Below are 22,927 nucleotides of genomic sequence, written 5' to 3'. Positions count from 1 at the left end.
CATTTCTTCTGTTACATGGTCGATTAATGTTGGGTAAATTAAGTTACGCTCACGTTTGTTACCGATAACGATTGTAGCACCTTGTTCTACAGCATCGTCAACTAAGCCTTGAACGAAGTCAGCGGATTTATCGTCAATTAATGGAACGATTGTGCTGTCTTGTTCTGGAGAGCCAACTGATAGTTCAGCTACTTGCGCTTTTAATAAGCCAACAAGCTCGTCCGCTACATTTTCGTGTACAAGTACACGTTTAATAGCTGTACAACGTTGACCAGAGTAAGAGAATGCACCGCTTACGATATGGTTTGCAGCGTCTTGTAAGTCAGCATCTTCACGAACGATACCAGGGTCTTTACCACCAAGTTCTAATACAAGTGGAATCATCGCAGCTTTTTTCGCTAAATGTTTACCTGTGTTTGTACCACCTGTGAACGATACCATATTTACGCCAGGATGTTCTACTAAGTAGTCACCAATTACAGAACCGCGTCCTGTAGCTACGTTTACAAGACCTTTTGGAAGGCCAGCTTTATGAAGTGCTTCAACCATTTTAATACCGCTAATTGCACCTTGAGTTGCTGGTTTGAAAATAACAGCGTTACCCATAATTAGTGCGGGTGCAAGTTTTGCAGCAGATAAGTTTACTGGGTAGTTAAATGGTGCGATTGCTAATACAACACCAAGTGGTGCGCGTTGGATAATCGCAAGTTTAGATTTCGTTCCGCCAGGGAAGCTATCGCCCATCATGCTTTCTCCGTGCATATGTAGAGCTTCTTCGATAGTGTAACGAATGAAGTCAGCTGTACGAACAACTTCTTTCTTCGCATCTTTATAGCCTTTACCGACTTCTTTCATAATGATATCGGCAATTTCATCTTGCATATTTACAAGCTCATCAGCCCATTTATATAAGTATTTTGCGCGATCTTGTAGAGAAGCGTCAGCCCATGATTTTTGAGCTTCTTTTGCAGATGCAATTGCTTCATCTACTTCTCCGCGAGTAATTGCTTGTACTTGACCAATTACTTCGTGTAAGTATGGAGATGGAATGTCGATTGTTTGACCTGAAGAGCTTTCTCTCCATTCTCCGTTTAAATAAAATTTGTACGTATTGCTAGTTGTCATGATTAGTCCTCCTAAAATAGCAACTTGTAAGAGTGAGTATAAGGTGATTGTAGGTGGTTTGATAATATTTTTCAAATGAAATGTTTGTGAAAACGATTTCTTATTCTTTTTTTATTTTGTATGCCCTTTCTTACAGAACATTCTCTTATTTCAAACTGAATTATAAGTAGAATGCATCACTTTCATTTTTTGTGATAAAAGATTATTTTATTTTAAAGCGAAAAAAATAATTGACAGAATACTCAATAAAGTTGTAAGATAATAAATGGAAAATAAATGAAGGGGGTGTGCGTAATGATTGTAATCGTAAATGTAATGGGCTTAGCTGTATTAAACGGCGGAAAACATTCATATTATTACGCAACCCGTGCGGATATATAGGACCTTTTTGTCTTATGAGAAGCGTACGTTGCGTATATCGTAACGTACGCTTTTATGCATTCTTTTGCATATCGTCAAGCGGCGGTATGCTTTTTTTTGTCTAATTTGCTTGTTTCCATACTTTGTATGGTTACTATAAAAACTGAAATTTGGAAGGTGGAAAAATGTGATGAAATTGTATGGCTTACGAAACGTAAATGTGATGGGTTTGGATAGCGGATAAAGAAATGTGAATCAAATGAAAACGAGAAAGGAGAGGTTATATTGTTTTCAGTATTACTAAAGTTAAGCTGGTTTTTTAGGGAGCATTGGAGAAGGTACAGTATCGCAATTGGGGTGCTTTTAATTGTAAACGTGATAGAGGTAATTCCTCCGAAAGTGTTAGGAATTACAATTGATAATATTAAAACAGGAGCCTTAACGAGCGAGGCGATTATGCAATATATTTTTATTTTACTTGGGGTAACGATTGGTGGGTATGTGCTTACTTTCATTTGGCAGCACCAACTATTTGGCGGTGCGTTCGTACTGGAGAAAACGATGCGTTCAAAATTTATGGGGCATTTACTTAAGATGACACCGACGTTTTATCAAAAAAATCGTACGGGCGATTTAATGGCGAGAGCGACAAATGATTTAAAAGCAATCTCCATGACAGCTGGCTTTGGTATATTAACGCTCGTTGATTCTAGTCTATATATGCTTACAATCGTTTGTATGATGGGCTTTTCAATTAGTTGGCAGTTAACATTTGCTGCGCTTATACCGCTTCCGATTATGGCGTATGCGATGAATATATACGGAAAGAAATTGCATGAACGATTTACAGTCGCGCAAGATGCGTTCGGAGATATGAACGATAAAGTGCTTGAATCAATTGCGGGTGTACGCGTTATTCGTGCGTATGTACAGGAGAATGCTGATCAAGAAAGGTTTCACCATTTAGGAGATGACGTATACGAGAAAAATATGAGAGTAGCAAGAATCGATGCATTATTCCAGCCGACTGTGAAAATGCTCGTCGGTCTTAGTTATTTAATTGGTTTAGTGTACGGTGCATATCTCGTATTCCAATCAAAGGTGACACTCGGTGAGCTCGTTTCATTTAACGTCTATTTAGGGATGATGATTTGGCCGATGTTTGCAATTGGTGAATTGATTAATGTTATGCAAAGAGGAAATGCGTCGCTCGATCGTGTGAATGAAACGTTAGCTTATGAACCGGATGTAAAGAATCCGAAAGATCCAAAGGTTGTACAAGAGCCAGATTACATTCAATTTGATAACGTTACTTTTTCATATCCTTCATCAATTGAAACAAATTTAAAAAATGTTTCGTTCTCATTAAAACAAGGAGAGACACTTGGAGTTGTTGGGAAAACAGGAAGCGGGAAAACGACGCTCGTTCGTCAGCTTCTTCGTCAATATCCACTTGGAGAAGGGAATATTGCGGTTTCTGATGTGAAGTTAGATAAAATTACGAATGATAACGTACTTGGCTGGATTGGGTATGTACCTCAGGAACACATTTTGTTCTCCAAAACAGCGAAGGAAAATATTTTATTCGGAAACAGAGAAGCGACTGAAGAAGAACTTGAAAAAGCGATTGAAATAGCTGCGTTTAAAAAAGATTTAGAGTTTTTACCAGAAGGTTTAGAAACGCTTGTTGGGGAGAAAGGTGTTTCTTTATCAGGTGGGCAAAAGCAAAGGATTTCTATTGCGAGGGCTGTTATTCAAAATCCGGAAATTTTAATTTTGGACGATTCTTTATCAGCTGTTGATGCTCGTACTGAAGCGGCAATTATTGAAAACATAAGAACTGAAAGAAGCGGGAAGACGACGATTATAACAACGCATCGTTTGTCAGCGGTACAGCATGCTGATTGGATTCTCGTTATGGATAAAGGTGAGGTTATTGAAGAAGGTTCGCATGAAGCGCTCGTTCGAAATGGGGGCTGGTATGCTGAGCAGTTCGACAGGCAACAAGGTGAAAGTGAAAATGAAAGTTCGGATAGCGGGGTGAAAATATGAGTGTTTCAAAACGATTGTTTCAATATGCGATGAGAGTGAAGGGGCCGATTTTTGCAGCGATGGCGATGCTATTTGTTTTCGTCATTGCAGAACTCGCGGGTCCTTTCGTCGCAAAAACGATGATTGATGAGCATATCGTTGGAATAGAGAGACCTTGGTATGAAACAGAGAAGAGTGAGGAGGCAGTTTCATATAATGGCGCCTTTTATAAGCGAAGTGATCGCTTTGAACAAGGTGAGCAAAAAGGGAAAGAGGTCCGAGTTATTCAAGTTGGTTTTCAATACTATTTTGTACCGAATAAAATAACGCTTGAAGGAACTCGTTCCGTTAAGGACGATATTCTTACAGTACAAAGTGGTAAGGCAGTGCAAGTGTATAAAGTGAAAGCCTTAACGAAAGAAGAAGTATTTGCGTTTTATAAACCAGAAATAAACCGATTATTACTACTCGGTGGTGGATATTTCGCTTTATTAGTAGTTGTATCATTATTTGCATACGGAAAGCAGTTCTTCTTACAGAAAGCAGCAAACAAAATTATTCAAATTATGAGGGAGGATGTTTTTTCTCATATACAAACGTTGCCAATTCGTTATTTCGATCATTTACCAGCAGGGAAAATTGTTTCGCGTGTAACGAATGATACAGAAGCGATTCGTGATTTATATGTAACAGTACTTGCGACATTCATCTCCAGTATTATTTATATTATCGGGATTTTCGCTGCGTTATTTTTACTTGATGTAAAACTGGCGGCGCTATGTTTACTTATCATCCCAATTTTAATTATTTGGGCGATTATGTATAGAAAGTATGCGTCTGTATACAATCATAAAATGCGTTCGCGTTTATCGGATATTAACGGAACAGTGAATGAATCGATTCAAGGGATGCCAATTATTCAAGCATTTCGTCAAGAGCGTGAAACGAAGAAGGAATTTGAAGAACTCAATGGTGATTATTTTAAATATCAAAATAAAATTTTAAATTTAAATGCAGCAACTTCGCATAATTTAGTGTCTGTATTAAGAAACATCGCTTTTACAGGTGTAATTTGGTATTTCGGTGGTGCTTCATTAAGCGCTTCGGGCATTGTTTCTCTAGGGATACTATATGCTTTCGTTGATTATTTAACGAGGTTATTCTCGCCAATTACGAATATGGTGAACCAACTTGCTAACTTAGAGCAATCACGTGTTGCATCAGAGCGTGTCTTTGAATTGCTAGAGGAAAAGGGAGAGGCAGTAGAAGAAGAACGTATGCCTCGCTTAAACGGAAATGTGAAATTCGATAATGTTTCGTTTTCTTACAATGGAAAAGATGAAGTGTTAAAAAATATTTCTTTTGAAGCGAAACAAGGGGAGACAGTGGCACTTGTTGGTCATACTGGATCAGGAAAGAGTTCCATTATGAATGTGCTCTTTCAATTTTATGAATTTCAAAAAGGAAAGCTTACGATTGATGGCCATGATGTGAAAGAGATGCCGAAACAAGCAACTCGTGAACATATGGGAATTGTATTGCAGGATCCGTTTTTATTTAGCGGGACAGTGGCATCCAATGTTAGCTTAGAAAATGAAAAAATTTCAAAAGATCGCATCGTAAAGGCATTACGTGATGTTGGTGCTGAACGGTTTGCAAACAATATAGATGAAGAAATTACGGAGAAAGGAAGTACACTTTCAACCGGAGAACGACAGCTTATATCGTTTGCTAGGGCACTTGCTTTTGATCCGGCGATTTTAATTTTAGATGAAGCGACTTCTAGCATTGATACAGAGACAGAAGCGATGATTCAACAAGCGCTAGAAGTTGTGAAGAAAGGAAGAACGACGTTTATTATCGCTCATCGTCTTTCAACAATTAAGAGCGCCGATCAAATTATTGTGCTTGATAGAGGAACGATTTTGGAAAAAGGTTCGCATGATGAATTAATGAAAAAGCGTGGGCGCTATTACGATATGTATAAAACGCAAATGGAAGGAAACCAGAGCGCTTAATATGGAGAAGAACTTGCGAATTTCGCAAGTTCTTTTTTGATCAATTAGCTTGTTGAAACGTTGATATATTTCGCAGCAAGGAAAACTTATAAATAAGTAAGTATTGTTTTACCTTTTTCTTTATAAATGCTATATTTAAAAATGTTACTTATTTTTTGTATGTAGAAGTGTTTTTCCACTTTGTTTGATTATGAAGAAAAAGGATAAACTAAATAAGAACATTTTTATTGAAAAATTGTTTGGAATTGCATACAATCAATATAGATTTTGAATTCCTATCAGAATACTTGGAGGACTACTACCATGAAAAAATTATTTTCAGTGCTTGCAGTAACTACATTAGCAATTGGGATTGTAGCGGGCTGCGGCAAAGAAGAGAAAAAAGATACAGCTAGTCAAGATGCGTTACAGAAGATAAAACAAAGTGGTGAACTTGTAATTGGAACAGAAGGTACATACCCACCATTCACATTCCACGATTCAAGCAATAAATTAACTGGATTTGACGTTGAATTAGCAGAAGAAGTTGCAAAACGTTTAGGTGTAAAACCTGTATTTAAAGAAACACAATGGGATAGCTTACTTGCAGGGGTAGATGCGAAGCGTTTCGATATGGTTGCGAATGAAGTTGGTATTCGTGAAGATCGTCAAAAGAAATATGATTTTTCTAGTCCATACATTTCTTCTTCAGCAGCATTAGTTATCGCAAAAGATAAAGATAAGCCTGCTACATTTGCTGATGTAAAAGGATTAAAAGGAGCACAATCTTTAACGAGTAACTATGCAGATATTGCTAAGAAAAATGGTGCGGAAATCGAGGGTGTAGAAGGATTTAGCCAAGCGGCAGAATTATTAAACACTGGCCGCGTTGATTTCACAATCAATGATAAATTATCAGTGTTAAACTATTTAGAAACGAAAAAAGATGCAAAAATTAAAATTGTAGATACAGAAAAAGAAGCGTCACAAAGTGGGTTCTTATTCCGTAAAGGTAGCGATAAACTTGTACAAGAAGTAAATAAAGCGTTAGAAGATATGAAAAAAGATGGTACGTACGATAAAATAACGAAAAAATGGTTCGGTGAAAATGTTTCTAAGTAGTGCAGTCGCCTCAGATCGATTGTCTACATGGATAGATATTATGCAGACTTCCTTCACGCCTATGCTGAAGGAAGCTGTCTTTACGACAATTCCGTTAACGCTTATTACATTTATTATCGGTATTATACTTGCGACGTTAACAGCGCTCGCGCGTATTTCAGGTAGTCGTATTTTACAATGGATTGCTCGTATCTATGTATCTATCATTCGCGGAACGCCACTTCTTGTACAGTTATTTATTATTTTCTATGGTCTTCCAACTCTTAATATTGAGGTTGAGCCATATACAGCAGCAATTGTTGGTTTTTCATTAAATGTCGGTGCATATGCATCTGAAATTATTCGTGCTTCTATCCTTTCCATCCCGAAAGGACAGTGGGAAGCAGCTTACACAATTGGGATGACATATCCACAAGCATTAAAACGTGTTATTTTACCGCAAGCAACGCGTGTTTCCATCCCGCCGCTTTCGAATACATTTATTAGTTTATTGAAGGATACTTCATTAGCTTCGTTAATTTTAGTAACGGAAATGTTCCGAAAAGCACAGGAAATTGCGGCAATGAACTATGAGTTTTTAATCGTTTATTTCGAAGCAGGACTAATTTATTGGGTAATTTGCTTCTTATTATCTATTGTGCAACAAATATTAGAAAAACGTTCAGAACGTTATACTCTAAAATAACCCTTTCATAAAAGGAGTTTTTGTTTTTATGATTTCAATTCAACATTTACAAAAAAGTTTCGGAGATAATACCGTACTAAAACATATAGACTTATCAGTTGAGAAGGGCGAAGTGGTTGTTATTATCGGGCCATCTGGATCTGGTAAAACGACATTCTTGCGTTGCCTCAATGTGCTAGAAACGCCGAACGCTGGTAACATTCGCATCGGTAATAAAGAGCTTAATTTCTCTCAAAAAGTATCGAAGAAAGATATTGTAAATCTTCGTACGCAAACAGGTATGGTATTCCAGCAACATAATCTATTTCCTCATTTAACAGCACTTCAAAATGTAATGGAAGGGCTCGTTACAGTGAAAAAGATGGGGAAAGAAGAAGCGAAGAAAAAAGCAAACTACTTCCTTGAAAAAGTTGGTCTTGCGGATAAAGTGGACTTATATCCGTTCCAATTATCAGGTGGACAACAACAGCGCGTTGGAATCGCTCGTGCGCTTGCGATGGAGCCAGAAGTTTTACTATTTGATGAGCCAACGTCAGCACTTGATCCGGAGCTAGTTCAAGAAGTTTTAAAGGTTATGAAAGAACTTGCTAAAGAAGGAATGACGATGGTCATTGTAACGCATGAGATGCGCTTTGCTCATCAAATTGCGAACCGTGTTATTTTCATGGATGGTGGTGTCGTTGTCGAACAAGGTACACCAGAAGATGTATTTACAAATCCAAAAGAAGAACGAACGAAGAAATTTTTACAAATGTTGCAGTAAATAAGAAAGGTCTCAGGGCGTATGCCCTGAGACCTTTTTGCCATGTATATTTATTTTTGGAATCCGCCAAGGCTTTGCTCAGCCATTGCAACTAAACGTTTTGTAATTTCTCCACCAACAGAACCGTTAGCGCGAGCCGTAGAATCTGCCCCTAATTGTACACCAAATTCTTGAGCGATTTCGTATTTCATTTGATCGATTGCAGCTGTTGCTCCTGGTACTACTAATTGATTGTAAGAACTTTGGTTTGCCATAGGAATATATCCTCCTTAGAGTTATAAAAATTTTTTTGGTTGGACTAGCTGGATTTGAACCAGATTGCCGCCCCGTTTGGCGCTAATCCATCGGTAATTAAGTTTGTACTCATAGTATGGATGTTACCTAGAAAGATATACAAAATAATAATTTGTAAATTTTGTAAAAAATATTTCATCATTTCGTAAATTATGAAATAAGAGTAATCGTTGTATTTTTAAGAAAGAAGGCTAAACTAAGAACGAAATCATCTGCGTTTAAATTCTATATATAATCAGCTATGCTTACAGCTTAGTAAAATAAAAATTAAATTGGAATTAACTTCATAGTTCTGTTTTAATCCGGGATGGGCAGGAAAAGGTACTGATTGACCGCTCCTATGCACGGCTAGAATTTAAAAAGGATAACATATGGAGGAATCACGATGGGAATTTGCCCGCTTTGCAACGCATTAGAATCACAAACATATTCTTGTCAAAATTGCCAAGGTATACTCCAAGATTATGGAAAAACTGTAGATTACATAGATGATTACAGTGCGTATATGGATCAGGAATTGTTAAATGCGGTAGATGGTTTAACACATAATAATTCACAGGAGTATTGCAAACATGTTTTTTATTGCGGAGTATGTAATGTGGAAACAGAGGTTGTAGTGAAACTTGTGTAAATAGAAAACTTCCACCTTATGAATGAGGTGGAAGTTTTTGTTTTTGTATTTGTGAGTTAATCATAGGAGAAGGGATATTTTCGGTGTTTGACACAGGCCCCGATTTTACTTGAGACATTTTTTCTTTTGAATCACGCAAAGAATGTTCAGTTAAGTAGATGGCATATTCGTAAAATAATTGGCGCGTCAGTTCACTTTGTTCTTTTAACTTTTCATCTTGGAATACAGTTCGCCCGGGTTTAGAATTTGCTTCAAATAACCAAGGATTTTCCATCGTGTCCAAACCAATATCAAAACCAATTTCTCCAATGTTGCCGGTTACTTGTTCATCGAGCGCGTAACTTATTTGTAAGGCGGTATGTTTTAATTTATTTTCAATTTGAACTTGTTTCGTTGGATCTGGAAAAAGCTCTTGCAGTAATTTTGTATCACCACCGCTATTTACATGAGTCGTTAAGCTACCTTTTCCAGCGATTTTTGCGACAATTGCACTAACTATCCAATTACCAAAATGGTTTTTATTTGTATGAATACGAAAATCGACGGGTTGCCCTTCGAAGCGGAGCAGCGAGATACCTTGCTGTACGATAAACTTTTTTAAATCATGTCCTTTTAATACATGGTTCAGAAGTGTTTCTAATGATTGATACTTTCTTAGTTTATTTTGGTCATTTTCACGATAACGACAATAGTAGCAATTCTCAGTTTGAGAATAGAGTATTTGATGAATGTTTCTTCCGAAGCTACCATGTATTGGTTTCATATAAATATACTTATACGAACCAAGAAGTCGTTCTACTTGTTCAAAATGTTGAAACGCTTCTGTTTTTGGTAAGAATGGTTTAATTGAATCTTCTTTTATTAGAAGTTGATGAACTTCCCATTTGTTGAAGAACCCTGGATTAAACCATGGAATTGCATATTCACCTTGTAATCGTTTCTTTGCCCTTACGATCGGTTTGTAATTTTCTGCTTGGCGATTCGGTAATCGGTCGTAAATGACATTTGGTAAAGGGACTTTGTTTCTTACCCATTTTCCTTCTTGAAAGAAGTATCCTTCAATGGTTTCTTCCTCCCAATTTATATGTTGAATGCCAAAGACAAATACAAATGGTCGTAATGTGAATGGCGGTGTTAGTAACTCGCCGAGAGAAGTTGAACGATTTCCTAAAGGCGCACTGGAGTTATCGTTAAAACCAGTTGTAAAAATCCCGATTAATGGACCGAAAATGATTGTTTCATTTTGTATGAAGGTATGGATTGTTGTTGAACACGGTAGTAAAAGTCTGTCTGCAATTTGTTTTCCAATAATGATTTCTCGAGTAAATGAATAATGAATTTTAATATTTTCACATGCGATATAACGTATGCCAAAGGAAAGTGATGTAATAGGTGGTGTAATAGAAAAAACGTAAGGTAGAGTAATACTATTTGGATGCTCATCCGAAATACTTAATGTATATATGTGCTCTTTCAATGGGGGTCTCCTCCTTTCGTTATGGTGTAAATCGGCTAAACTTTAATGGGCCGTGGAAAATTTGTTCAGCCAGTTCGTCGTTGTACCCAGTATAAACTTCGTAAGACGGCATCGTATTGACGTACATAAGCCAAATGGCACCTTTTTGATCCATAATGGTAGAAAGCTCTAATTCAAATAATGACGAATAGGACTGATCGAGTGTTTTAAACACTTCATTTACAACATCATGTAAAGCATCTTTCAATAATTGAACACCAGTTGAAGAAAGCAAATATTTAATTTTAGAAAATGGATGTAACATAGAACGTTCTGTTACTGAAAGTAAAAATTGCGCTGGGAATGAAGACTTTTGTATGAATTGACCAAGTACTTCCCAATTCTGTTCTTTATTTTTTTGCATAATGGTTCGAATATGAATTGGATATGATAGTTGATTTGGAGGTTGTAACATTGGATGGATCATATAACGGGATGCGTGTATGTGAAATTTGCACCATGATATAAATTCATCTGTCCGTTTGAATTGAGTAGAAGTATGATGCTGTTCATTTATTGTATCGATATGAAATGTTTTATTTTTGTAAGTGGCTCGATATAAGTTTTCATTGGAATGTATATTGAGTGGTCTTATAATGATATCTCTTGTTTCTAGTAATAATTTGAAAATTCCTTGTACGGTTCCTTTTTTTATTTTTGGTATGTAAGGGGAAAGACGTTTGTTAGTAAGAAAAAGATTGTGCAAATCGCTTGGATTAATAAGCGTGTTATTTAAAAAAGTAGTGGAAGAACGTTTGTGTAATGAATGAATAATTGGTTTTGCTTGTTGGAATTCCTCATCCTTTTTGAAATGACAACGATCATATATATATGAAGGAATGGGGAAGGTTTGATCTATCCAATTTCCCGTATCTGTATCGTAAATAAGACCGGAAATAAGATCAGTCTTTGAATCAATGCTAAACGGTGTGAATTGGGCGACGACGTTATGATATAGACGGGCTCGTTTAGCGATTTCGGTGTAATACATTTGCTCGTGATGAAATTGAGAAGTTAAAAGACCAAGAACCAACGAAATCACTCCTTTATTAACAAGATGTTTGCATAATAGGCGAAGCTATATATTGCAAATACATTTTTATACCATTATACTTTTGTCCGTATGATGATATGCTATAGTTTTGGAGAAGTGAAAGGTTGATTATGATGAATATATGGTTGAATATGTTAACAACGACAGGACTTGGGGCGATTATTGGAGGATATACGAATCATTTAGCAATAAAAATGTTGTTTCGTCCTCATCGTCCTATTTATATTGGGAAGTTTCAAGTTCCATTTACGCCAGGATTAATTCCGAAGCGTCGCGATGAACTTGCTGTTCAATTAGGGAAAATGGTTGTAGACCATTTGTTAACACCAGAAGGAATCGGAAAGAAACTAACAAATGAAGAGTTTCAAGCCAGTTTAATTCGCTGGGCACAAGTGGAAGTGGATAAAGTAATTACGAATGAACAATCGTTACGGGATATGTTAGAAAAATGGAATTTAGAACATGTAGAAGAAGAGGCGACTCAAAAAATCGAACATGTTATTACAGAAAAAATTCATGTATTTTTAGCAGAGTATTATACATATACATGGGAACAAGCTTTACCTCATTCTGTTCATGAAAAAGTAGAGAATACGATTCCGAATGTAGCGTCTTTTATTTTGAAAAGAGGAATTAGCTTTTTCGAAAGTGAAGAAGGAAAAGCACGTCTTTCAAAAATGATTGATGACTTTTTCGCTTCCAGGGGAACGTTGCTTAACTTAGTTGGTATGTTTTTAGGGAATGTAAGTTTAGTGGATCGTGTGCAGCCGGAAGTAATTAAGTTTTTAGGACAAGATGGAACGAAGCAGCTTTTAAGCGATGTACTGCAAAAAGAGTGGGAAAAGTTAAAAGGAAGAGACGTAAAAGAATTAGAAACGTTTGTAGAGAAAGAAATGGTTGTGAGCTCCATATTGTCAGCGGTTAAAGTAGGGGAAACAGTGAGTAAACTTTTAAATCAGTCTGTTCAGCAAGTATGTGAGCCAGTTCGAGAAGCAATCATTGAAAAAGTGGTCCCTAGCCTGATGCAGAAATGTTTGAAGTGGGGGACAGAAAACACCGGAAGTATATTGGGAAATCTACACCTTGCGGAAATTGTCCAGCAAGAAGTATCTACATTTTCTACAGAAAGATTAGAAGATCTTGTATTGTCTATTACAAAAAATGAGTTGAAAATGATTACGTATTTAGGGGCATTATTAGGAGGAACAATTGGATTTATGCAAGGATTGTTGCTCTTGTTCCTTACGTAATAAAGATGGGTACATAGAAATAAAAGTGAAATTTCTTCACATCTCTTGCATAGTTTGATATGGTAGGAAGAGGTGCGTATAAACAGCACTTAAAAGGCAGTGCGGACGAAAAGCGCTAGCCTTCTAAAGGAGGAAAAATAAAATGACAAAAAACATTCATGATGTTGCATATGAATTACAAAAAGCAATCGCTGAAAACGAAGATTTTCAAACATTAAAAGCAAGCTACGCAGCAGTACAAGGAGATGCAGAGTCAAAGAACTTATTTGAAGAGTTCCGTACGATGCAACTTGGCTTACAACAGAAAATGATGCAAGGCCAAGAAATCACTGAAGAAGATAACCAAAAAGCACAAGAAGTTGTAGCTCGTATTCAACAAGATGCTAAAATTACAAAGTTAATGGAAACTGAGCAACGTTTAAATATCGTTATCACTGATGTTAACAAAATTATCATGAAGCCACTTGAAGAATTATATAGCGCGCAACAACAAGCTTAATGATAGAAGACGCTCCTACTATAGGGGCGTCTTTTTTGTTTTCTACCATTAAGTTTATCCCGCTATTTGCGGGCAGTAAAACTCCCACCTTAAAATTCGGCTGAAGCAAAGGAGTGAGGTGGGAGTCGGGCTGCCCGTAAACGCCGCTTGTTGAAGTGACGAAATCACAACCGATTTTTTGTTTAAAGATATGGACAGAACGCTGGCTGAATTATCAAGAGAAAACTTAGCGAATGATATTGCGACTGCGAAAGGTGCGGAGTAAAAGGAATCGAAATCATGTACTCTCTATATAAAGAACCGAAGTCTTGTTCAGGCTTCGGTTTTTTTCATTGATTCATAATCTTCGAGTGAAATTCCCCTATACCGCCTTATTCTGTTTCATTTGTAAAATGAAAACTCAATTTTGAATCAAAAGAAATATAAATTTCTCCCTAAACATATATATCAAAAGGATAGGGGGGATATGATGGGAAACTCGATTACTATTAGTTTATGCATGATTGTAAAAGATGAGGAACAAACTATATCGGAATGTTTAGAATCGGTCAAAAGTGTTGTGGATGAAATTATTATTGTAGATACAGGTTCAACAGATGCTACAAAAGAAATTGTGAAAAAGTATGATGCGAAAGTTTATGATTTTCAATGGATTGAAGATTTTTCAGCGGCACGAAATTTTGCATTTTCTAAAGCTACAAAAGAATATATTCTTTGGCTAGACGCAGATGACATAATAGATACGGAAGATATAAAGAAATTTCTACAGTTAAAAAGTACGTTAGATCGTAGTACGGATGCAGTATCTATGAAATATTATTTAACTTTTGATATAGAAGGAAATCCAACACATTCTTTAAGGAGATATCGATTAGTCAACAGAAGTAAAAATTTTCAATGGCATGGATTTGTTCATGAATATTTAGAGGTGTATGGAAATCTTATAAATAGTGATGTAGGGGTAAGTCATAAAAAAATAAAAGCATATACTAATCGTAATTTGAAAATATACGAAAAACATCTTGAGAGTGGAAAAGAATTTAGTCCCCGCGATGTGTACTATTATGCAAATGAATGTAAGGATCACAGATTATTTGATAAAGCTGTTAAGGGGTATTCTAAATTTTTAGATGAAGAAAAGGGTTGGGTTGAAGATAATATTCAAGCTTGTTTAAAAAGAGCCGAATGTTATTTAGAATTGGGGGACTTAAAAAAATCTATACAGTCTTGTTTGCAATCATTTACGTATGACACGCCTAGAGGAGAACTTTGTTGCCACTTAGGACGTGTATTTTTGCAACAAGAGGAATATTCTAAAGCGATATATTGGTACCATGCAGCAATTGACGGACCAAGATCAAAAGATTCTCCATTTGTCCGGGAAGAGTGTCATACATGGTTGCCGCATATTCAACTATGTATTTGTTATGATCGAATAAAAGAATATGAAAAGGCAATTTATCATAATGAACAAGCTGCACAGTTCATACCTAATAATCCAAGTATTGAATACAATAGAAAATATTTTGATGGTTTATTCAAAAAATAGTATTTAATAATACTAGATAATCATTTCGGCTGCTGAGAGGAGTTTGATTCATATTCACAAGTATAATTATATTAACTCATAATCAATCACCATACACAAAAGAATGCATCCAAAGTATTAGAACTTATACAGTGGAACAAGAGTATGAGTTAATAGTTGTGGATAATGCATCATGAAGATGATGATTTGTCATTAAGAATTTTTGAAAAGGGATATAAATTGTATTTATGTAAAGATACATTTATTCATCACTATGGAAGTGTATAGTGGAGAGATAACGGTTCTTTCTATATAAACAAAACCAAAATCCGAGCCCGGATTTCGGCTTTTTGATATGCGATAAATTACGAAATTGCCTGCGTATGTTTGTTGGTTTGGTCACTTGCAAATATACAGGATGGGGCGGTTTTTTTATGCGAAAAAAGAGCTATCCTATAAGTTGGTTTCACTGACTTATAGGATAGCTCCTTTACTTTGAAACAAACGGATGCTTTTCATAATAAAACCGCCATGGATAGTGAACGGCTTCTTCTGCATAATCAATGTTAATACGAGGACCAGCTAGTATGTTATGTGTGGATGATAAATGGTCTTCTTCCGGAACTAATTCAATATGTAACGTATCACTTTGAAGTGATACTCCGCGCTCTTCTAAAGTGATTCCGAGTGCACGGCATAGTTTTCCAGGGCCATTTGTTAAGTTTTTATACTGCTTATTCGTAATGTCGATTTTGTTGTAGCGTGCTAGTTTCATGTCTTCGATTCCGTCTACAGGTTCAAGAGCACGAATGAGAACTCCTTGCGGGGTGCCGATTGGTGCTGTAATTACGTTAAAACAATGATACATACCGTAAATTAAATATACGTAAGCATGTCCTGGTGCGCCGAACATTACTTCTGTTCGATCAGTCCGTCTGCCTCCGTAACTATGAGCGGCCTTATCATCTGGACCTTTGTATGCTTCTACTTCTACAATAATTCCGCTCCGCTTTATGCCGTCTACAATATGAACGAGTTTATGTCCGAGTAACTTTTGGGCGATTTCTAATGTTTCGCCTTCATAAAAAGAAGGTGGTGCCTGCATTGTACTATCTCCTTTGTCGGTTGTATATGTATATAGTAAACCAAATTTTGAGTAGTAATTCTAACTCGTTCTATTTGCTACATTTATTTCATAAAGTATGGATAGAGTACAACAGCGAAGAGGGGGAGTGCGACATGATTTATCGCTTACTAGCTCTTAATATAGATGGGACACTACTATACAACAACGGAAAAATCGCAAAAGGGTTACGGGAAACAATTGATTTTGTGAAAAGAAAAGATGTATACGTTACATTATTTACGAATCGTAATTTTCAATCTGCTCATAAAATAGCGAAGGCGTTAAAATTAGATTCTATATTAATTACACATGGCGGTGCTTTCATTTCAGCGACGTTAGATAAGCCGTTCGTTCAAAGGAGATTATCTGAAGAGAAAACCTTTAATATCGTGCAAGTGTTAGAGCATTTTGATTGTAATGTTCGCATTTCTCATGAACGATTTTCAATTGGGAATCGTGAGAGAAATACACCAAACTTAATTGGGCGTACTGTATTATCAAGCACAGATCCGTTATTTTATCCGGTTCAATTTGTAGATTCGCTAGGGGATGCACTGCGTGATCATCCAGTAGCTGCACCGAAAATTGATATTGTTTTCCATACGAAAGGTGAAAAAGAAAGAGGGATGAATACGTTAAGAAAGGCATTTCAAGATGTAGATTACGTCGAGTGTGATGCGAGGCGCATAGAAATTCTCCCTCAAAATGTATCAAAACTACGTGGTTTACAATTACTTGGGGAGCATTTAAATATTCAACTTAGTGAAATGGTCGCGATTGGAGATAGCATAGAAGACTTAGATGTAATTGAAAATGTTGGGCTCGGGGTAGCGATGGGGAACGCTCCTGTGGAATTAAAGCAAGCCGCAGACTGGATTACACGTTCTAATACTGAGAACGGCGTAGAGTATATGATTAAAGAGCATTTCCGTAAACAATTCCCGCTTCCATTTTTAAAGAATCATAAACATACACCGAAACGGTGAAAGAAAAACGTAGCTTTTTGGCTACGTTTTTTTATGTGGTATGTCCTAATTTTTTAATTCGTTATGTTTTCCAGGCTCGTCTTTAAATTTAACATTAGCGCCAGATTGTGTTTGTTTACTATTAAAAAATGGTTCGATTTTTTGAATATCAGATTTGGAATAGCTCTTTTCTTGTAAATGCCACATTATATTTATAGGTGCTTCTTCTTTTGTTTTGCGTCTCCTGAAATAAAGAAGCGGTTGATTGTACTTTTTAAAACGCTAAATATAGCGAAGTACATGTTATAGGAACATAAGGTTTTTCTTTAAATTCCTCGCTCGCTCTACTCTTTTTTCCTTACCATAGCTGAAATAATCATCTTATAAAATAAGGTAAAAGCTTCTGTATTGACCTGCAAACGCCCTTCAAGTAAACTAAAGAGAGTTTGTAAATGAAAAGGTGATAATGTTGTTAATTTCAATTAAAACGTTACAAGATGATCGTTTTTTACGTCCGCTACAAAATATTGGCGGTTTATTTTTTGAAGAGAGCAAGATAGGGTTTGAGCAAGAAGAAGCAAATCTTATCGTTGATATACAGATAGAAGGTAATGTGACAGCATCGGCTCGTTTAACAGATGTTGCGACTGGAAATGTATATGAAGAAACATTCTCGAAAGATTTATCTGCTTTCACAGAAGAAAAAGAACGTATGAAGCAAGTGAAACATGTTGTTTCTTACGTATATCTTTCTGTACTTCAACAGCTAACTGGACTTGAACAGAGCTGGGGAATTTTAACTGGGGTACGCCCAACGAAGCTTCTTCACAAACTGCTTCAAAATGGTATGTCAAAAGAAGAAGCGCACCAAGAACTTCGTGAAAGTTATTTAATTCATGAAGAGAAAATTGAACTTCTTCAGCGTATTGTTGATTGCCAATTAGCGGTTGTTCCAGATTTATACCGTTTGAAAGAAGAAGTAAGTATTTATATCGGGATTCCGTTCTGTCCTACAAAATGTGCATACTGTACATTCCCGGCTTATGCAATTAACGGACGCCAAGGATCTGTTGACTCATTCTTAGGTGGTTTACATTATGAAGTTCGTGAAATTGGTAAGTTTTTAAAAGAAAAAGGTGTTACAGTTACGACGATTTATTACGGCGGTGGTACACCGACGAGTATTACAGCAGAAGAGATGGATATGTTGTATGAAGAAATGTACCAAGCCTTCCCAGATGTGAAAGATGTACGTGAAGTAACAGTTGAGGCAGGTCGTCCAGATACGATCACGCCAGCAAAGCTAGAAGTGTTAAATAAATGGAATATTGACCGTATCAGTATTAATCCGCAGTCATACCATCAAGAAACACTAAAGGCAATTGGACGTCATCATACTGTAGAAGAAACAATTGAGAAGTATCATTTAGCACGTGAAATGGGAATGAACAATATTAACATGGACTTAATTATTGGTCTTCCTGGTGAAGGGTTAGATATCTTCAAGCATACGTTAGATGAAACAGAAAAGTTAATGCCAGAATCATTAACAGTTCATACGTTATCATTTAAACGTGCTTCTGAAATGACGCAAAACAAACGTAAATATAAAGTAGCAGGTCGCGAAGAAATCACTGCGATGATGCATGAGGCGGAAGAGTGGACGAAGAACCACAATTACGTGCCATACTATTTATATCGTCAAAAGAATATTTTAGGTAACTTAGAAAACGTTGGATATGCAATACCATCGCAAGAAAGTATCTACAATATTGTTATTATGGAAGAAGTACAATCGATTATCGGACTTGGTTGCGGGGCATCAAGTAAATTTGTTCACCCACAAACAGGAGCAATTACACACTTTGCGAATCCGAAAGATCCAAAATCATATAACGATGGCTTCGTGAAATATACAGAAGATAAACTGAAAATTTTAGAAGAGCTATTCGTGTAAGGAGAAAAAGGCTGTCCCATTTTGGGATGGCTTTTTTTTAATATAGGGGACTACTGTTGTCAGTTTTTGTTGGTAAATCGATATATCTTAAAAACCGCCGATATAATTTCATTTATCGTTGAACGGTTTATTTGTAAAACTATGTCGATAATAATCAGAAAAATTAGTCAGATTATTAGAGGACAATGTCTACTTATAGACGAAATGATAGATTTATGAAAGAGAAAAGGGGGAAATTGTTGGCATGTACATGACGATAGGGAGAATCTTTGATTTAGCAGTTGGGAAGTATCCGAATAAAGAGGCGTTAGTAGAACCAGAAAAAAATATTCGCTGGACATATAAACAATGGGATGAGCAAATAAATAAAACGGCGCAAGCTCTATTGAAAGAAGGAGTAAGAAAGGGAGATTGTGTATCTGTTTACTTATATAATTGTCGTGAATTTGTAAACGTTTACTTAGCCTGTGCCAAAATTGGGGCAATCTTTAACCCGATTAATTTCCGCTTAAAAGCAAAAGAATTATCGTATATCCTCCAAGATGCAGCCTCGAAAGTAGTTGTCTTTGAAAAAGCAGTCGAATCAACGGTTGCTATGATTGAACGAGATTTTCCAAATTCGTCTTTTTGGTATGTAGAAGACGATGCACCTTCTTATGCTAGTTCCTATCATGAAAAAGTAAATGAAGCATCAGCTGAAAAAGTAGATATTGTAGTCGATGAAATGGATTATTGTTCTATGCTTTATACGAGTGGTACGACTGGTCATCCGAAAGGCGTACTACATCGCCATCGTGATATGGCTGAGCATAGTATGATTTGTACGTATTTCATAAAATATAACAGGGATAGTGCCGGACTTGTAGTTGCGCCTTTATATCATTGCGGCGAGTTAAACGCTGGAATCATACCGCGCATTCAAGTTGGCGGAAAGAATGTTATTTTACATCATTTTGATACGGATAGAGTATTACATACCATTGAAGAAGAGAAGATTACGACGTTTTTTGCAGCACCAACGATGTGGAATATGTTACTGCAAAAAGATCTAACTAAGTATGATTTAACTTCGATGAAGATTGGTGTATATGGTGGGGCTGCGATGGCGCCAGCACTAGTGAAGGAATGTAAAGAGCGTCTTTATATTGATCTTGTCCAAATTTACGGAATGACAGAAATGGGACCGGTTGTTGCGTTTCTCGTAGAAGAGGATCAAATTACGAAAGCTGGTTCAGCAGGAACACCGTGCTTTAGCCATGAAATTCGAATCGTCAAACCGAACGAAGATGGACCGGCAGAACCAGATGATATGTTGCCTCCTTATGAAGTAGGGGAAATTATTTTACGCGGTCCGACTATGATGGCTGGTTATCATAATCGAGAAGAAGCAAATGCAAAATCGATGTATAAAGGATGGTATCATTCTGGTGATTTAGGCTATTTCGATAAAGACGGCTATTTATTCGTCGCAGACCGCGTTGATGATATGGTAATTAGCGGTGGTGTAAATATTTACCCGCGTGAAATTGAAGATTTCCTTCATAGTCACCCTGGTGTATTAGATGTTGCAGTACTTGGTGAGCCAGATGAACTGTGGGGAGAGCGTGTCGTTGCGGTCGTTGTAAAGAAAGATGAAAATATTTCAGAAGCTGATTTAGAAACGTATTGTAAAGAAAGTGATGAGTTAGCAGATTATAAACGTCCGCGTCATTACTTATTTGTGGATGAACTTCCTCGTAATGCGAGCGGGAAATTACAAAAATTTGTGCTAAGAGAGTCGTTAAAAGGCGTAAAGAAATAGAGAGTAGAGCAGTCGTCTATACAGATAAGGCTACCTTTCTTAATAAGGAAAGGTAGCCTTATTATTGTAAAATTATTAAAAATGAGGAGATAGCATGCTTAAAAAATTTGTATGTACCCTCTATTTATACTTACTTTCTATTATTATAGTAGGATATATTTTATTGCTTACTGTTTTAATTTTAAAACGATATGATTTGTGTTAAATAGGTGGGGTTTTGAAGTGATGAGAAATATTAAAATAGTAAATATGGATGTGTAATTTCGGAATATGTTCGTGCTTCAGTACTAGTGGAATAAAGTTATTAGGGGAGAATGGTAATGGATAATATTCGAAAGAGAAAAATGGTCAGTCATCAGATGACCGTATGAATGAAGTGGTCATTCAGTACGTTTTTGTTACTACTACCATAGTAACAAATTAATGTGTAAATGAACAGTCTTGTAATGCATTTTTATAAGTACTAATATTTATTGTTGGCTACCAAAACAAGCGAACAATATGGTGAATGAACCGCTTTGTTACTGCTTTGTTTTGCATGATTAAAGATAGTTTGATGCTGCAAATATTCTTTAGTTGTAACTTTTTTTAAAAGTGGTTTAGGGTAAAAAGGATTTCACCACAGGAAAATTTGATGATTAAAAATGGAGGCGTTATGAGTACATATTTAAAAAGAATATCTGTAATTTGTTTTATTTTTACTATTTTTATTGGACAAGTTTTTATGCCTATCATAGGGCATGCTCAAGAATTAAACACAACAGGATTTGTTGATAGTTTTGCATTTGAAAAGACAACATTAAATTATGGGGAAAAGACTAGCATACATGTAAACTTTAGTGAAAAGCCTGGAAAGAAGATGAAGTCTGGGGATACATTAACGTTAGCACTACCTCCAGAATTAAAGGGATATAGTGGAACTATTGCATTAAAGGATGAATCGGGACGTGTTTTTGGTACGTGCCAGATCAATGCAAATAATGTAGTTTGTACATTTAATGATACAGTAGAAAAGCTTGAGAATATTCGAGGGAACTTTAATTTTACTGTTCAAGGTACGAATGTAGAAGCAGGAAAAACGAAAGATGTACAAACGAATTTAGGGACAAATTTAGAAAAACAAACGGTTAGCATTACCCACTCGAAAGGTGGCGGTACAGAACCGGGGATCTTTTTCTATAAAGCTGGTGATATTCAGCCAGACAAAAGTAATGAAATACGTTGGTTTTTAAATATCAATCTAAAGAAACAATATTTACATGACAATATCGTTTTGAAAGATACTTTACAAGAAGGACAAATGCTTAATAAAGATAGTTTTTATATAACTATTAATAGTAGAGAAAATTTGTCTCTTGAGCAATTTCAACAGCGAGGTTATGGATATATTAAGTTTACGAGTGATAACTCATTTGAAGTTGTAATTTATAGACATATGGCGAACGCTACGTCATTTACTGTTGCTTATAAATCAACTATAACTGAGAGTGGAAAAAGTTTAAAATTCCTACAAAATGACTATAAACTTGATTATCAAATTTTATATGAGAAACCTATTTCTGAATCTAATAGTGCAAAGGTTGAAAATATAGCATTCGGTGGCGAGGCTGAAGGGAATTTACCTCATAAAGGAACGCTGCAAATTGTTAAACATATTACTGGGGATGAGAAAAAAATTATCCCGGGTGTTTCTTTTAAACTGTATACAGAGTCAGGACAGCAAATTGGTGATTCTTATACAACGAATAAAGATGGAGTAGTTGAGGCATCAAATCTAACTCCAGGTAATTACTATGTACAAGAAATTTCAGCACCGAACTATGTAGAGTTCGATCCACAAACGAAAATTCCTTTTACAATTAAGAAGGATGCTGTAAACGGAATAAAACTTATGGTTCCAAATAAGTTGAAAACTACATCTGTTGCAGGAACGAAAACGTGGAAAGACGACAAAGTAAAAGATCGCCCAGAAAACATTAAAGTAGATTTACTGCAAAATGGTAAAGTCATTGCAACGAAAGAAGTTACGGCAGCAAATGATTGGAAATACGAGTTTGAAAAGTTACCAGCAGTTGATAATGAGGGAAAAGCTTATAAGTATGAAGTGAAAGAACAACCAGTATCAGGATATCAATCGAAAGTTAACGGATATGATATTACAAATATAAAGATCCATGAAGCAACAGAAGTAGAAGAGCAAGGTAAAGAAGAAACAACAGAAGA

At 36.1% G+C, this 22,927-nt stretch carries 18 protein-coding genes and 2 pseudogenes; 15 read left to right on the top strand and 5 right to left on the bottom strand.

The window, feature by feature from the left end; translation table 11 throughout:
• Window positions 1-1,125, bottom strand: a 1,125-nt coding sequence (gene gapN / locus KI356_RS20935; RefSeq protein ID WP_212936335.1) for an NADP-dependent glyceraldehyde-3-phosphate dehydrogenase, incomplete at its 3' end; no start/stop codon positions are given.
• 645 nt (window positions 1,126-1,770) lie between these two features.
• Here gapN and KI356_RS20930 point away from each other — a divergent pair.
• The 5 genes from KI356_RS20930 to KI356_RS20910 all read left to right on the top strand — a co-directional run bounded on the left by KI356_RS20930 (window position 1,771) and on the right by KI356_RS20910 (window position 8,083).
• Window positions 1,771-3,537 carry an ABC transporter ATP-binding protein gene (locus tag KI356_RS20930; RefSeq protein WP_212936334.1) on the top strand — a complete coding sequence of 589 codons (1,767 nt, stop codon included), beginning with the start codon at window positions 1,771-1,773 and terminating at the stop codon, window positions 3,535-3,537.
• Complete coding sequence (locus KI356_RS20925) at window positions 3,534-5,534, top strand: ABC transporter ATP-binding protein (protein ID WP_128283180.1); 2,001 nt, start codon at window positions 3,534-3,536, stop codon at window positions 5,532-5,534. The genes KI356_RS20930 and KI356_RS20925 overlap by 4 nt, the downstream gene beginning before the upstream one ends.
• A gap of 303 nt (window positions 5,535-5,837) precedes the next feature.
• Window positions 5,838-6,635 carry an amino acid ABC transporter substrate-binding protein gene (locus KI356_RS20920; protein ID WP_002116510.1) on the top strand — a complete coding sequence of 266 codons (798 nt, stop codon included), beginning with the start codon at window positions 5,838-5,840 and terminating at the stop codon, window positions 6,633-6,635.
• Window positions 6,622-7,320, top strand: a complete 699-nt coding sequence (locus KI356_RS20915) for an amino acid ABC transporter permease (RefSeq protein WP_128283181.1) — start codon at window positions 6,622-6,624, stop codon at window positions 7,318-7,320. Before KI356_RS20920 ends, KI356_RS20915 begins: the two co-directional genes overlap by 14 nt.
• 28 nt (window positions 7,321-7,348) lie before the next feature.
• On the top strand, window positions 7,349-8,083 hold the full coding sequence (locus KI356_RS20910) for an amino acid ABC transporter ATP-binding protein (protein WP_128283182.1): 735 nt from the start codon (window positions 7,349-7,351) through the stop codon (window positions 8,081-8,083).
• A 50-nt stretch (window positions 8,084-8,133) separates the two neighbouring features.
• Here KI356_RS20910 and sasP read toward each other — a convergent pair whose 3' ends face one another.
• Complete coding sequence (gene sasP, locus KI356_RS20905; protein ID WP_000013349.1) at window positions 8,134-8,337, bottom strand: small acid-soluble spore protein, SasP family; 204 nt, start codon at window positions 8,335-8,337, stop codon at window positions 8,134-8,136.
• 425 nt (window positions 8,338-8,762) lie between these two features.
• Here sasP and KI356_RS20900 point away from each other — a divergent pair, with 425 nt between their 5' ends.
• A complete protein-coding gene (locus KI356_RS20900) occupies window positions 8,763-9,008 on the top strand; it encodes a hypothetical protein (RefSeq protein ID WP_128283196.1) in 246 nt (81 codons plus the stop codon).
• A 16-nt stretch (window positions 9,009-9,024) separates the two neighbouring features.
• Here the strand turns inward: KI356_RS20900 and KI356_RS20895 are convergent, their stop codons facing one another.
• Window positions 9,025-10,485: a YheC/YheD family endospore coat-associated protein gene (locus KI356_RS20895; protein WP_212936333.1), complete on the bottom strand. Its 1,461-nt coding sequence runs from the start codon at window positions 10,483-10,485 to the stop codon at window positions 9,025-9,027.
• 19 nt (window positions 10,486-10,504) lie between these two features.
• On the bottom strand, window positions 10,505-11,557 hold the full coding sequence (locus tag KI356_RS20890) for a YheC/YheD family protein (RefSeq protein ID WP_212936332.1): 1,053 nt from the start codon (window positions 11,555-11,557) through the stop codon (window positions 10,505-10,507).
• Between the two features lie 125 nt (window positions 11,558-11,682).
• Between KI356_RS20890 and KI356_RS20885 the strand changes: the two genes are divergently transcribed.
• The 5 genes and pseudogenes from KI356_RS20885 to KI356_RS28725 form a co-directional block, all read left to right on the top strand.
• Window positions 11,683-12,828 (top strand): DUF445 domain-containing protein, encoded by a 1,146-nt coding sequence (locus KI356_RS20885; protein WP_212936331.1) that lies wholly within the window; start codon window positions 11,683-11,685, stop codon window positions 12,826-12,828.
• Window positions 12,829-12,970: 142 nt separating this feature from the next.
• Window positions 12,971-13,327 (top strand): YlbF/YmcA family competence regulator, encoded by a 357-nt coding sequence (locus tag KI356_RS20880; RefSeq protein WP_212936330.1) that lies wholly within the window; start codon window positions 12,971-12,973, stop codon window positions 13,325-13,327.
• Between the two features lie 469 nt (window positions 13,328-13,796).
• On the top strand, window positions 13,797-14,876 hold the full coding sequence (locus KI356_RS20875; protein WP_212936329.1) for a tetratricopeptide repeat-containing glycosyltransferase family 2 protein: 1,080 nt from the start codon (window positions 13,797-13,799) through the stop codon (window positions 14,874-14,876).
• A gap of 50 nt (window positions 14,877-14,926) precedes the next feature.
• Window positions 14,927-15,049: pseudogene (locus KI356_RS28730) on the top strand (glycosyltransferase family 2 protein); the annotation flags it as partial.
• Window positions 15,045-15,140 (top strand): annotated as a pseudogene (locus tag KI356_RS28725) (glycosyltransferase family 2 protein); the annotation flags it as partial. The pseudogenes KI356_RS28730 and KI356_RS28725, both read left to right, overlap by 5 nt.
• Window positions 15,141-15,345: 205 nt before the next feature.
• Here the strand turns inward: KI356_RS28725 and KI356_RS20865 are convergent.
• Window positions 15,346-15,960 carry a DNA-3-methyladenine glycosylase gene (locus tag KI356_RS20865; RefSeq protein ID WP_212936328.1) on the bottom strand — a complete coding sequence of 205 codons (615 nt, stop codon included), beginning with the start codon at window positions 15,958-15,960 and terminating at the stop codon, window positions 15,346-15,348.
• Window positions 15,961-16,094: 134 nt separating this feature from the next.
• Between KI356_RS20865 and KI356_RS20860 the strand changes: the two genes are divergently transcribed.
• From KI356_RS20860 to KI356_RS20840, 4 genes are all read left to right on the top strand, one after another.
• Window positions 16,095-16,967 (top strand): Cof-type HAD-IIB family hydrolase, encoded by an 873-nt coding sequence (locus KI356_RS20860; RefSeq protein WP_212936327.1) that lies wholly within the window; start codon window positions 16,095-16,097, stop codon window positions 16,965-16,967.
• 445 nt (window positions 16,968-17,412) lie between these two features.
• Entirely contained in the window at window positions 17,413-18,903 is a 1,491-nt protein-coding gene (locus tag KI356_RS20850) for a coproporphyrinogen III oxidase (protein WP_128283189.1), read from the top strand.
• Window positions 18,904-19,147: 244 nt separating this feature from the next.
• Window positions 19,148-20,704, top strand: a complete 1,557-nt coding sequence (locus KI356_RS20845; RefSeq protein ID WP_212936325.1) for a fatty acid--CoA ligase — start codon at window positions 19,148-19,150, stop codon at window positions 20,702-20,704.
• Between the two features lie 655 nt (window positions 20,705-21,359).
• Window positions 21,360-22,927, top strand: a 1,568-nt coding sequence (locus KI356_RS20840) for a Cna B-type domain-containing protein (RefSeq protein WP_212936324.1), incomplete at its 3' end; no start/stop codon positions are given.

It is taken from the genome of Bacillus hominis, assembly GCF_018332515.1.
GTDB classification, from domain to species: Bacteria; Bacillota; Bacilli; order Bacillales; family Bacillaceae_G; genus Bacillus_A; species Bacillus_A hominis.
Note: the sequence above shows the minus strand (reverse complement) of the source record. Positions and strands in the feature narration are given on the sequence as shown.